The 12,911-nt window shown below is 72.9% G+C and carries 10 protein-coding genes; 5 read left to right on the top strand and 5 right to left on the bottom strand.

The annotated features are described in order from the left end of the window. Window positions 1–147: 147 nt before the first annotated feature. The 5 genes from mce to ACGFI9_RS23610 all read left to right on the top strand — a co-directional run bounded on the left by mce (window position 148) and on the right by ACGFI9_RS23610 (window position 7,814). Window positions 148–624, top strand: a complete 477-nt coding sequence (mce, locus tag ACGFI9_RS23630) for a methylmalonyl-CoA epimerase (protein WP_393180982.1) — start codon at window positions 148–150, stop codon at window positions 622–624. A 289-nt stretch (window positions 625–913) separates the two neighbouring features. After that, the gene (gene ccrA / locus ACGFI9_RS23625) at window positions 914–2,269 is read left to right on the top strand and encodes a crotonyl-CoA carboxylase/reductase (protein WP_393181253.1); all 1,356 of its coding nucleotides are present in this window, start codon (window positions 914–916) and stop codon (window positions 2,267–2,269) included. A gap of 276 nt (window positions 2,270–2,545) precedes the next feature. Continuing rightward, window positions 2,546–3,799 carry a DivIVA domain-containing protein gene (locus ACGFI9_RS23620; protein ID WP_393180980.1) on the top strand — a complete coding sequence of 418 codons (1,254 nt, stop codon included), beginning with the start codon at window positions 2,546–2,548 and terminating at the stop codon, window positions 3,797–3,799. Between the two features lie 170 nt (window positions 3,800–3,969). Continuing rightward, window positions 3,970–6,048: a hypothetical protein gene (locus ACGFI9_RS23615; RefSeq protein ID WP_393180978.1), complete on the top strand. Its 2,079-nt coding sequence runs from the start codon at window positions 3,970–3,972 to the stop codon at window positions 6,046–6,048. A 680-nt stretch (window positions 6,049–6,728) separates the two neighbouring features. After that, entirely contained in the window at window positions 6,729–7,814 is a 1,086-nt protein-coding gene (locus tag ACGFI9_RS23610) for an AI-2E family transporter (RefSeq protein ID WP_393181251.1), read from the top strand. Window positions 7,815–7,817: 3 nt separating this feature from the next. On the opposite strand, the gene ACGFI9_RS23605 is transcribed toward ACGFI9_RS23610, so the two are convergent. The 5 genes from ACGFI9_RS23605 to ACGFI9_RS23585 all read right to left on the bottom strand — a co-directional run bounded on the left by ACGFI9_RS23605 (window position 7,818) and on the right by ACGFI9_RS23585 (window position 12,862). Continuing rightward, window positions 7,818–8,627, bottom strand: coding sequence for an alpha/beta hydrolase (locus tag ACGFI9_RS23605; protein ID WP_393180976.1), 810 nt, complete (start codon window positions 8,625–8,627; stop codon window positions 7,818–7,820). A gap of 66 nt (window positions 8,628–8,693) precedes the next feature. Continuing rightward, window positions 8,694–9,020 (bottom strand): hypothetical protein, encoded by a 327-nt coding sequence (locus ACGFI9_RS23600; protein ID WP_393180974.1) that lies wholly within the window; start codon window positions 9,018–9,020, stop codon window positions 8,694–8,696. 118 nt (window positions 9,021–9,138) lie between these two features. Next, entirely contained in the window at window positions 9,139–9,381 is a 243-nt protein-coding gene (locus ACGFI9_RS23595) for a hypothetical protein (protein WP_393180972.1), read from the bottom strand. Between the two features lie 502 nt (window positions 9,382–9,883). Next, a complete protein-coding gene (locus ACGFI9_RS23590) occupies window positions 9,884–11,674 on the bottom strand; it encodes a 3-hydroxyacyl-CoA dehydrogenase family protein (RefSeq protein WP_393180970.1) in 1,791 nt (596 codons plus the stop codon). Window positions 11,675–11,797: 123 nt separating this feature from the next. Further along, window positions 11,798–12,862 carry an alpha/beta fold hydrolase gene (locus ACGFI9_RS23585; RefSeq protein WP_393180968.1) on the bottom strand — a complete coding sequence of 355 codons (1,065 nt, stop codon included), beginning with the start codon at window positions 12,860–12,862 and terminating at the stop codon, window positions 11,798–11,800. Window positions 12,863–12,911 lie beyond the last annotated feature (49 nt).

The raw sequence follows: 12,911 nt of genomic DNA, 5'->3' as shown, positions 1-12,911 counted from the left end.
GGTGTACGGCGGATGCCGGCCCGGTGACCTCGTTCGGGGTAGCCCGTTCGGCCGAGGTCCGGGCGGAGAGGTTCGGGCGTGGCCCGATGCGGCGGCGTGAGATTGCCGACCTGTACGCCTTAACGACTGTTCGGCCAGACTGGCGCCATGGCTGAGAACTCCCCTGTCGAGCCCGCTGCCGACCATGTCACAGACATCGGCCTGCGCCGCATCGACCACGTCGGGATCGCCGTGGCCGACCTGGACGCCGCGATCGACTTCTACCAGCGCACCTTCGGGATGCGCTGCGTGCACACCGAGACCAACGAGGAACAGGGCGTACGCGAGGCGATGCTGGCGGTCGGCCCGACCACCGAGGGCGGCTGCGTGCAGCTGCTCGCCCCGCTCTCGCCGAGCTCGACGATCGCGAAGTTCCTGGACCGCAACGGGCCGGGGGTGCAGCAGGTGGCGTACACGGTGACGGACATCGACGCGGCCTGCGCGGCGCTGCGCGAGCGCGGCGTCCGCCTGCTCTACGAGACCCCGAAGCGGGGCACCGCCGACTCGCGGATCAACTTCGTCCACCCGAAGGACGCCGGCGGGGTCCTGGTCGAGCTGGTCGAGCCGGCCGCCGAACGCCACTGAGCTGCGCCGTCCCGCCCGCGCTCGCAGGCGGGACGGCGTCCCATGAGCTGGGAACGAGCGCGGCGATGCGCGGTGCAACGTTCCCACGGACACCTCCACGCATCGGCCGATGCAGTTTTTCACACAGGACTTCCGGCCCTAGCTACCGTTCAGTAACGTCCGGCCCCACAGGAGCGCGACCGGTGCCGGATGTGTCGATTGCCGACATGGCGGTCCCGTCGCACCGGCGCCGACGATGGCAGCACCCCTGCCCGCCCCGGTGCGGGTGCGCAACGAACGGGAGGTCACCGTGCAGGACATCCTCGAAGCGATCATGGCGGCGGAGGGCTCCGCGCAGCCGGAGCGGGAACTCGCCGGCCTCGCCGGCCTGCCGGTACCGGAGAGCTACCGGGGTGTGGTGGTCCGCGCCGAGGACACCCGGATGTTCGACGGCATGGCCACCCGGGACAAGGACCCCCGCAAGGCGCTGCACCTCCAGGAGGTGCCCACCCCGGAGCTCGGCCCAGGCGAGGCGCTGGTCGCGGTGATGGCCAGCGCGATCAACTACAACACCGTCTGGACCAGCATCTTCGAGCCGCTGCCCACCTTCCGGTTCCTCCAGCGGTACGGCCGGCTCTCCGAGCTGACCCGCCGGCACGACCTGCCGTACCACGTGGTGGGGTCGGACGCGGCCGGCGTGGTGCTGCGGACCGGGCCGGGGGTGACCCGGTGGAAGGCCGGCGACGAGGTGGTCGCGCACTGCCTATCGGTCGAGCTGGAGGACGCCGCCGGCCACGACGACACGATGCTCGACCCGCAGCAGCGGATCTGGGGCTTCGAGACCAACTTCGGCGGCCTGGCCGAGCTGGCCGTGGTCAAGGCCAACCAGCTGATGCCCAAGCCCCGCCACCTGAGCTGGGAGGAGGCGGCCAGCCCCGGGCTGGTCAACTCCACCGCGTACCGGCAGCTCGTCTCGCACCACGGGGCGAACATGAAGCAGGGCGACGTGGTGCTGATCTGGGGCGCCTCCGGCGGCCTGGGCGGCTACGCCACCCAGATGGCGCTCAACGGCGGGGCGATCCCGGTCTGCGTGGTCTCCTCGCCGGAGAAGGCCGAGCTGTGCCGGCGGATGGGCGCCGAGCTGGTCATCGACCGGGCCGCCGAGGGCTTCCGGTTCTGGAAGGACGAGGAGACGCAGGACCCGGACGAGTGGCGCCGCTTCGGCGAGCGGATCCGGGAGCTGACCGGCGGCGAGGACCCGGACATCGTCTTCGAGCACCCCGGCCGGGAGACCTTCGGCGCCAGCGTCTACGTCGCCAAGCGCGGCGGCACCGTGGTCACCTGCGCCTCCACCAGCGGCTTCCAGCACCAGTACGACAACCGCTACCTCTGGATGCACCTCAAGCGGATCGTCGGCAGCCACTTCGCCAACTACCACGAGGCGTGGCAGGCCAACCGCCTGGTGGCGCTGGGCAAGGTGCACCCGACCGTGTCCAGGACCTACCCGCTGGAGCAGACCGGCCAGGCCGCGTACGAGGTGCACCGCAACGCGCACCAGGGCAAGGTCGGGGTGCGCTGCCTCGCCCCGTCCGACGGCCTCGGCGTCCGGGACGCCGAGCTGCGGGCCCGGCACGAAACGGCGATCAACCGGTTCCGCGGTCACTGACCGTCCGGGTGATCCCGGCACGGCCAAAGGGTGGTCCCGTAACGCGTTTCTGTCCCGCTGGGACGCCATTCGATTGCCGTACGACAAAGGGTCGCGGGCCATCCGCCCGCGGCCCTTTTCGTGCTCTGCTCGGGTGCCGCCGGGCGCGCCCGGGAGCTGCCAAGATCGCCGTTTGGTCCGGTCCCGCCGGGCCGGCCGGTTGACCATGTAATGAGGACACGAAAGGTGCCGGACCGCTCTTGCGAAGCACCCTGGGGAGTCTGCGAGTATGTCCCAATGCCCCAGCAGCAGTCCTCCCCTCTTGCGTTCTTCGATAACGCGAACTCGCAGCCCGATTTCACCGTTGGCCTGCGCGGTTACAACACCGGTCAGGTCGACGACTTCATCGGCCGCCTGACCGCCGCGCTGACCCAGTCCGAGCAGGCCCGCGCCGAGGCCGAGCAGCGGATGAACGACGCGCAGCGTCGGCTCCGCCAGGCCGAGCAGCGGCAGGGCGCGCTCGAGCAGAAGCTCGCCGACACCAACAAGCAGCTCGAGGAGAACAGCCGGCCGACCCTGTCCGGTCTGGGCACCCGCGTCGAGCAGATCCTCCGGCTCGCCGAGGAGCAGGCCAACGACCACCGCAACGAGGCCAAGCGGGAGTCGGAGGGCATCCTCTCCGCCGCCCGCCTGGAGGCGCGGGAGATCACCGACAAGGCGCGCGCCGAGGCCGCTGCGATGAAGGCCACCGCCGAGCGGGAGGCGGGCAGCGTCCGCACCGCCGCCGAGCGCGAGGCCGCCGAGGTCCGGGTGCAGGCCCGCCGCGAGGCCGACACCCTGCGCGCCGACGCCGAGCGGGAGACCAAGCAGCTGCGTACGGTCACCGCGCACGAGGTGGCCGAGCTGAAGTCCACCGTCGAGCGTGAGGTCGCCACGCTGCGGGCCACCGCCGAGCGGGAGATCACCCAGCAGCGGGCGAAGGCCGCCCGGGAGGCCGAGGAGAAGCGCGCCGAGGCCACCAAGCTGCTCACCGACGCCCGCGACAAGCGGGACAAGGACCTGCAGGCCCTGGAGCTCCAGATCGCCGAGCGGCGGGAGAAGGCCGAGCGCGAGGAGTCGGAGCGGCACGCCGCCCAGGTGGCGCAGACCCAGAAGCTGGTCAGCGAGGCCGAGCAGCGGGCCCGGGCCGCCCACGAGCGGGCCAAGGAGATCGAGCAGCGGGCCGAGGCCCGCCGGGTCGAGTCCGAGCGCACCGCCAACGAGACGGTCGACAAGGCCAAGGCGCTGGCCGAGAAGACGCTGAACGAGGCGAAGGCCGAGGCGCAGCGCCTGCTGACCGAGGCCCGCACCGAGGCCGAGCTGACCACGCAGGCGGCCCGCCGCGAGGTCGAGGACCTCACCCGGCAGAAGGAAGCGGTCACCGCCCAGCTCGGGCAGATGCTCTCCGGTCTCGCCGGCATCGTCCCCGGCGTGCCGGCGGCCGGCGCCAAGCCGGCGGCGGCCAAGTCCGACGACGCCGAGGAGAAGGTCACCGCCGAGTCGGCCAGCTGACCACCACCACCCGCAACGGGGCATGAGCCGCGGCGCGGGGTGACACCGGGTGACCGGTGCCACCCCGCGCCGTCATGCTTTCCGGCCCGTTTCGCCACCTCCGTGAAGTAGGTCCCAACAGGGGCGTCCGTATCGCCCCAGCAGAGCCGGATGCGTGTGAGGATGGGGGCATGTCGCACGGCGAGGAACTGTTCGCGCTCGGCGGGGATGTGACCACGGAGCCCAGCTTCGAGTCCGCGCTGCGGGGTTACGACAAACGGCAGGTCGACCGGTACGTGGCTCGCGCCGAGCACGAGATCGCGGCGCTCACGGGCGAGCGGGAGCAGGCGTACACGCAGATCCACAAGCTGGCCGGCCAGGTGGAGGTGCTGCAGCGGGACCTCGCCCAGGTGCGCAAGCAGGTGGGTGTGGTCGACCGGGCCTCCTTCCGGCACCTCGGTCCGCGCGTCGAACAGATCCTCACCATGGCCGAGGAGCAGGCGGACGACATCCTCGCCGCCGCCAACGAGGAGATCGAGGCCCGCCGGGCCGCCGCCGAGCACATCATCGAGGAGGCCCGGGAGCAGGCCGCTCAGGCGCTGAAGGACTTCGAGATCGCCCTCGCCGCCCGCCGGGCCGAGGAGGAGCGGCACACCGCCAGCCGCAAGGCCGAGGCGGAGGCCACGCTCAAGGCGGCCAAGGAGGAGTCCGCCCGGCTGCGCCGTACCGCCCAGGAGGCGCTCGCCACGGCGCAGCAGGAGGCGACCCAGCTCCGGGACACCGCCAAGGAGATCCACACCCGGGCCCAGCAGGAGGCCACCCGGCTGCGCGAGACGGCGAAGGAGGCCCTGGCCAAGGCCCAGCAGGAGGCCACCCAGCTCCGCGAGGCGGCCAAGGAGATGCACGCCAAGGCGCAGCAGGAAGCGAAGCGGCTCACCGAGTCCGCGGCCGAGGCCGGCCGGGCCACCCACGCCAAGGCGCTCGCCGAGGCCAAGAAGATCGTCGACGACGCGGAGGAGGCGGCGAAGGCCACCCGCAGCCGGGCACGGACCGAGGCCAACCGGCTCACCAGCGAGGCCGCCGAGTCCGGCAAGCGCAACCGCGCCGAGGTCGACGCGTACGTGCAGCGGATGCGCACCGAGACCGAGGAGTACGTCCAGCAGGCCCGGGCCCAGACGCAACAGGAGCTGGGCGCCTGGCGGGCCGGCGTCGAGCAGGAGGTCAACGCCCAGCGGGAAGCGGTCGAAAAGGAGCTGGCCCAGCGCCGCGCCGCCGCCGAGCAGGACTACGCCAAGCGCCGCGACGAGCTCGACAGGCAGCACAAGAAGCGGCAGGACGAGCTGGAGAAGGTGTACGCCGCTCGACGCCAGGAGGTCGAGCAGGGAGCCGCCACGATCCGGCAGGCGGCCGAGCAGGACGCGCTGACCATGCGCCGGCGGGCCGAGGAGGAGGCCACCGAGCTGCTGAAGCGGACCGAGACGGAAGCCGCCGACCGGCGCCGCAAGGCCGACGAGCACGTCGCCGCCTCCCGCCGCCAGTTCGAGGAGTACGCGGCAACCACCCAGCAGCACCTGGCCACCACGCAGCAGCACCTGGCCGCCACCCAGCAGGAGGTGGCCGCCGGCCGACAGCAGCTCGCCCAGGTGATGCTGGAGATCGCCCAGGCCCAGCAGGAGCTGGCCGACCTGCGCACCGAGACCTGGAAGGTCCGGCAGGAGTCCGACGACCTGCAGCGCCGGCTCGCCGAGCTGCGGATCGCGGGCACGGCGGCCGGGCTCACCGCCACGCCGGTGGATCCCGACGAGCTGGCGGCCGAGGCCGGCGGCGACGTCGGGCCCGCGCCGAAGACCCGGCAGGACGCGGCCCCGACGGGTACCGGCGGGAAGGGCGCCGCCGCGACGGGCGCCGGCGGGAAGGGCACCGCACCGGTGACCGCCCGGGGCAGCGCGAGCGTCTCTCCCAACGGCAGCGGACCGGCGACGGCCACCGAGCCGGCGACGACGAGGGTCGAACCGGCGGCGGAGACCGAGTCCGGCGCGGACGCCGGGACGGCCCGGCCGGTCGCCGAGCCGGTCACCACGGTGGACGGTGGCACCGCCACCGAGGGGGTGGACGGCGAGCCGACCGTGGCGGCCGTGCCGGGCGAGGGTGGCCGGGGCGCCACCCCCACGAAGATCACCAGCACCGGTGAGAACGGCAAGCGCCCGACCAAGCCGACCACCGACGAGCGCAGCGCCAAGCCGAGCACGGTCACGGTCGAAAAGGACTGACGGCACCGGAAGCCGGACCGTCGGTGCCGCCGCCGGCGGCCAGGTGGCCGGTGCCCGCACGGCCCAGAAGGACGACCCGGCAGGCGCATGAGCCAGGCGACCGACGCCGCGCGGCATCACCGGCGGAGGGCCGGGTCGGACCACTGTCCGCCCCCGCCCACTTCGATCGCGACCGGCGCGCCGCTCACGGCCGAGCCCCCGGGCCACCGCCGGCCAGCCCGCCCACCATTGAGCCGGACGGCCGCTACCAACGTGATGACGTGGACGGCTCAGGTCGGCCGAATCGTCTCCGTCATCACGTTCGTAGCCTCCACGGAGCGGGATGTCATCCCGCCGCCCAAGGCTCGTGCCGGCGGGGACGACCGGGCCGAAGCCGGGAGCCTCGGAAGGGATGGCCGGTGGGCGGATGCTGCGGCTACCCTCCGGGCAGGAGATCAGGCGCTCCGGCGTCCGGGACGCCGGAGCGCAGTCCCGGGGGAGGTCGCGTGACGCAGAACGGGCCGTCGGGCGAGGTGCGGCCGGAGGACGAGGACCCCCTGGACGCGCTGCGTCCCGAGCCCGAGCCCAGGGCCGAAGCCGTCGCCGAGGTCGAGGACGAGGCCCAAGCCGGGGCCGCGGGCGAGGCCGGTGCCGGGGGCGAGGCCGGGGCGGCGCGGGCCGGCGGTCGCACGGCGGGCGGCATCGACGAACTGACCGAGCCGACGGAGTTCGAGCCGAGCGGTCGGTTCGGCGTACCAGGGAAGCCGCTGCGGCGCAGCAGCTTCCTGGTCGGCTTCACCGGGGCGCTCGGCGTGTTCCTGGCGTACGCGGTCTTCCTGGGCGTCCGCAACTCCGCCGGCATCCTGGTGCTGGTGGTGATCGCGCTCTTCCTCGCGGTCGGCCTGCACCCGGCGGTGGTCCGGCTCCGCGGCTGGGGACTGCCGCACGGGCTGGCGGTCGCGGTGGTGGCGCTGACCGTGGTGCTGCTGATCGTGGGCGGCCTGCTGGCCCTGGTACCGCCGGTGGTGACCCAGTCCGGGCAGTTCATCCAGCAGCTCCCCGGGTACGTCGAGGAGCTGCGCCGCAACCCCACCGTCAACGACCTCGTCGTCCGGTACGACGTGGTGCACCGGGTCCAGGAGGCGGTGAACCCGGACAACATCGGCCGGGCGCTCGGCGGCGTGCTGGGCGGAGCACAGCTGATCTTCGGCACCATCTTCCGGGCGCTGACCGTGCTGGTGCTGACGATCTACTTCCTGGCGTACTTCGACCGGCTGCGCGACCTCGGGTACGCGCTGGTGCCCCGCTCGCGCCGGGAGCGGGTCCGGCTGATCGGCGACGAGATCCTGAACCGGGTCGGCGCGTACATGGTGGGGGCGCTGGCCATCGCGGTGCTGGCCGGGGCGAGCACGTTCGTCTTCGCGCTCGCGGTCGGCCTGCCCTACCCGTTCGCGCTGGCCGTCGTGGTCGCGGTGACCGACCTCATCCCGCAGATCGGGGCGACCCTGGGCGCGGTGGTGGTGACCCTGGTCGGCCTCGCCACCGACCTGCCGGTCGGGATCGCCTGCCTGGTCTTCTTCCTGGTCTACCAGCAGGTGGAGAACTACCTCATCTACCCGAAGATCATGCGCCGGGCGGTCTCGGTCAACGAGGTGGCCGCGTTGCTCGCCGCGCTGCTCGGGGTGTCGCTGCTGGGCGTGGTCGGCGCGCTGATCGCCATCCCGACGGTGGCCGCCCTCCAGCTCATCCTCCGCGAGGTGGTCCTGCCCCGCCAGGAGTCCCGCTGAGGGTCAGCCCGCCTGCCGCTGCTGTGGGCCGGGGACCGGGGTGTCCGCGAAGGAGGCCACGGTCCGGTCGGCGTACGCGCTGACGTCGCCGGTCTCCACCGGGCCGTCCCAGGTGGTCGGCAGCGGCACCGGCACGGCCGGGTTGACCCGGCTGACGATCTCGTCGAGCACCCGCTCCGCGTCGCCGACCCAGAGGTGCTTGGCGCCGGACACCCCGACCACCTCGGCCTGCGGCACGGCCGCGAAGCGCTGCCGGGCCTCCTCCGGGCGCAGGTAGTCGTCGAATTCCGGCACCAGGGCGGTGAGCGGCCGGCCCGACTCGGCCCAGACGGCCAGGTCCTCGGGCCCGGAGTAGCGCAGGGGCGGGGAGAGCAGGATCGCGCCGGCCACCGCCGGGTCGCAGCCGTACTTCAACGCCAGGTCGGTGCCGAACGACCAGCCGACCAGCCAGATGTCGGGCAGCTCGTGGAACTCGGCGTACTCGATGGCGGCGGCCACGTCGAAGCGCTCGCCGACGGCGTTGTCGAAGGTCCCCTCGCTGGTGCCGCGGATGCTGCTGGTGCCCCGGGTGTTGAACCGGAGCACGGCCAGGTCGGCCAGCGCGGGCAGCCGCCAGGCCGCCTTGCGGAACACGTGGCTGTCCATCATCCCGCCATGGGTGGGCAGCGGGTGCAGGCAGACCAGGGTGCCGGCCGGCTCCCGGTCCAGCGGGCGGGCCAGCTCACCGACCAGCGTCAGGCCGTCGGCGGTGTGCAGCTCGATGTCCTCCCGGCGGCCGGGCAGGATCGACGACGCACGGATCGGTGTGCTCACCGATCCAGTCTCCCGCGCCGCCGCCGGCGCCGCCCGCCCGGGCGGAAACAGGGTGATCCAGATCGCTCAGCCGTACCGGGGGGCGCTCCGGCCGCGCTGGAGGTTCGGCCCGCGCCGGTCCCGGGCCCGCCAGCAGCCGCTGTGCCAGTGCCGCCGGTCGGTCAGGTCGCCCCGGTCGTCGGCCGGCCAGGCCACCACGTGCGCCACCCCGGGGCGGATCTCCTGGTCGCAGCCGGGGCAGCGGTACGTCTTCACCGACGCCCCGCCGCTGATCCCGCGTACCTGCCAGTCGCCGTCGCGCCACTGCTGGACGGTCGGCACGCCCTGGCGGGCCCGCTCGGAGTCCAGGTGGGTGGTCTCGTCCCGGCGGGGACGGTTGCGACGGGGGCTCACGGTCACCAAGCGTACGGGCCGCCGGCCGGACCGGCCCGCGCCGGACGTCCGGCCGATGCGCCCCGCTCAGTCCCAGGCTTCCGTCAAGCGCCAGCGGGGACCGGGACGTGCGAAGCGGTCACGCCTCCCCGTCCCGGATGATCTGCCGGATGCGCTCGCGCGAGTAGCCGGTGACCGCCACGATGTCCACCTGCCGCGTCCCGGCCGCCGCCTCGGCGCGGATCGCCTCGGCCAGTTCGGCACGCGCCGCGTCCACCCGGGCTCGGGCCTCGGAGATGAGCCGGGCGGCCCGCTCCTCCGCACGAGGCACGCCAGCTTGGGCCGCGCGGAGCTTCCGTACCGACGCCTCCAGGTCTGCCACTTGGCCATCGTCCCTGGTCAGATGCTAGGCCAACTCACATATCCCCATGTTTGGCCAATCTTCTAGCCTTGACTTTGGCCAACTCGCAGGGTGCAATGGTTGGCGTTTTCCGGATCCTTGCCTGGACATAAGCGCCCTGGGCACTTAGCGGGGGGATCGGTCGAGAGAAGGGGGCCAAGGTGGCCGAGTTCCCAGCTACGGGCGCCATGGTGGTCGGCCCGCGTGAGCTACCCAAGGACGGACAGGCGTGGGTTTGGATCGACAGCGGTAGCGGGCCGGGGCACAAGATCAGCGTTCGCCCCGAAGACCTGACGCTCTCAGAGCTGGACGACGGGCAGGGCCGGGCAGCGATCTACCACCTACGCACCTATCACTGCCGGGGGTGACGTAACACCCCCGGCGCACGGAACCCCGGCCACCTCTGCCGGCCCGCGGCTGCCGACGTACTCCTCGAAGGTCACACCCTCAAGACGCCGTCACCGGCGCCTGGTGTTGACCCGGGTCAGCGGTTGGTGTGGTCGCGGAAGCCACGGCCGCTCTTGCGGCCCAGGTAGCCGGCGGTGACCAGGTGCTCCAGCAGCGGCGCGGGGGCGAAGCCCGGCTCGCGCAGCTCCAGGTAGAGCTCCCGCTGGATGGCCAGCGACACGTCCAGCCCGACCACGTCCAGCAGCTCGAACGGGCCCATCGGGTAGCCGCAGCCGAGCTTCATCGCGTGGTCGATGTCGTCGGCGGTCGAGTAACTGGCCTCCAGCATCTTCACCGCGTCGTTCAGGTACGGGAAGAGCAGCGCGTTGACGATGAAGCCGGACCGGTCACCGCAGACCACGCCGGTCTTGCCCAGCGCCGCGCAGACCGCGCGGGCGGTGGCGGCGGTCTCCGCCGAGGTGCGGATGGTCTGCACGATCTCCACCAGCGGCATGATCGGCGCGGGGTTGAAGAAGTGCAGGCCGATCACGTCGGCCGGGCGCTGGGTGGCCATCGCCACGTCGATCACCGGCAGCGACGAGGTGGTGGTGGCGAGCACCACCCCCGGCTTGCAGATCTCGTCGAGGCTGGCGAACAGGGCCTTCTTGACGCTCAGCTCCTCCACCACCGCCTCGACCACCAGGTCGACGTCGGCGAGGTGGTCCAGGGTGGCCGACCAGGTGACCCGGCCGAGCGCGGCGTCCCGGTCCTCCTCGCTGAGCTTGCCCCGGACCACGCCCTTGTTCAGCGAGGTCTTGACCGCCTCGCAGACCTTGGCGGACTTCTCCGCGCCCCGGGTCACCGAGATGACCTCGTACCCGGCCTTGGCGAAGACCTCGATGATGCCGGTGGCCATGGTCCCGGAGCCGACCACGCCGACCTTGGCGATCACCCGGGCGCCGTCGGTGAGCGCGGCGCCTGCGGCCACCGGCGTCTGCTCGTCGGGTACGACCACCGGGGAGCCCGGCCGCTCGTAGGTGTAGAAGCCGCGGCCGGACTTCCGGCCGAGCAGCCCGGCGGTGACCATCTGCTTGATCAGCGGCACCGGGGCGTGCCGGCGGTCCCGGCCGCCGCGCCGGTACATGGTGTCCAGGATCTCGTACGCGGTGTCCAGGCCGATCAGGTCCATCAGCGCGAGCGGGCCCATCGGCAGGCCACAACCGAGCTTCATCGCGGCGTCGATGTCCTCGCGGGTGGCGTACCGCGCCTCGAACATGCCCACCGCGTGGTTCAGGTAGCCGAAGAGCAGCGCGTTGGCGATGAAGCCGGCCCGGTCGTTGATGGTCACGTCGACCTTGCCGAGCCGCTCGCAGAGCGCCTCCACGTCGGACACGACGTCGGCGGAGGTGACCACCGTGCGGACCACCTCGACCAGCTTCATGACCGGGGCCGGGTTGAAGAAGTGGATGCCGATGACCTGGTTGGGCCGGGTGGTGGCGACCGAGATCTCGGTGACGCTCAGCGAGGAGGTGTTGGTGGCCAGGATGGCCTCGGGCTTGCAGACCCGGTCCAGCTCGGCGAAGATCCGCTGCTTCAGGTCCAGGTGCTCGGGCACCGCCTCGATCACCAGGTCCACCGAGTGCAGCGCGTCCAGGCCGACCTGGAAGTCGACCCGGCTCAGCAGGGCGTCCCGGTCGGCCTCGGCGAGCTTGCCCTTGGCCACTGCGCGGTCGGTCGAGCCGGTGAGGGTGGCCCGGCCGCGCTCCAGGGCGGACTCGGAGATCTCCACGGCCACCACGTCGATGCCGTTGCGGGCGAAGACCTCGACGATGCCGGCACCCATGGTGCCCAGACCCACCACACCCACACTGGTGAACTCGCGCGCCACGACCGGCCTCCCCTTTTGACTCCGCCGTTGCCGAGATGAACGGCCGCTAAGGTTATGCGCCGGAGTCTGCCACGTGACGCTGCGTTGTCGAGACGCCGTGGGATATTTCACGCACCGCGTCGGTCAGACCCCGGCGGGCACCCCCGCGAGGGCCAGCAGTTCGGCGACGAACTCGGCGGGCCGCTCCAGGTGCGGGCTGTGGCCGCAGCCCGGCAGCGTCACCTCCCGGTACGTCCCGCCCGCCGCCGCGTACCGGTCCAGCACCGCCCGGGTCTGCCCGATCATCGGCTGCGGCGGGCAGTCCGCCGCCCCCGGCCAGCCGGGCACCACGCCCAGCGACCCCAGGTAGGCCAGGTCGAACAGCGAGGTGTCCGAGACGATCACGTCGGCGTCGCCGCGTACCCAGGTCACCGGCGGCTTGACCGGGACGGCGACCATCTCGTCGGCGACCCGGAACCAGGCGGGCGCCAGCGCGTTGAGCACCCCGCGCTCCCCCGCCGCGGTGCCGGGCCAGTGCGGGGAGGCGACCGCGGTGCCCGGGTAGTTGTCGTCCCCGGTGGCGGTGCTGAGCAGGCTGTCCAGCAGCAGCTCCTCGTCCGCGCCGAGCGACGCGGGGTCGGCCACGTACGCGGACCGCAGCACGTTGCGCGGGCTGGTCGGGGCGTCGGTGCCCCGGTCCCCGGCGGCCAGCCGGGCCACGAAGTCGGCGTTCGCCGTGCCGGCGCCGGTGCCGGCGAAGTCGGGCGTGGTGGGCGTGCCGTCGAGGTCCCGGGTGCCGCCGAAGCCGTACGGCGACACGGGCGCCGCCAGCAGCAGGCCGGCCACCCGTTCGGGGTGGTCGATCAGCAGCCGCATCGCCACCCCGCCACCGAGCGAGTGCCCGACGACCACCGGCCGGGCGTCGGGGGCGAACAGTCCGGGGGCGTCGAGCAGGGCGGCCACGTCGTCGGCGAAGTCGCCGAGGCCCCGGGTGGCGTCGACCGGTGCGGTCTGCGAGTCGCCGTACCCGCGCAGGTCGGGGGCGACCACGCGGAGGGTGCCGGGCAGCCGGGGCAGCAGCGGCTCCCAGAACGCGGCCGACGAGCAGTTGCCGTGCACCAGCAGCACGGGTACGCCGTCCGGCGGACCGGCCACCCGTACCGCCTGGGTGATGCCGTTGGCCTGGACCGTGTGCCGCGCGCTCTCCATCCGCGCATGCTGGCACGTCGGGCCGGCCCGGTCCATGTGGGCGACCCCC

Origin of the sequence: Micromonospora sp. NPDC048930, from assembly GCF_043197935.1 — a bacterium.
In the GTDB taxonomy this organism is placed as follows: Bacteria; Actinomycetota; Actinomycetes; order Mycobacteriales; family Micromonosporaceae; genus Micromonospora.
Note: the sequence above shows the minus strand (reverse complement) of the source record. Positions and strands in the feature narration are given on the sequence as shown.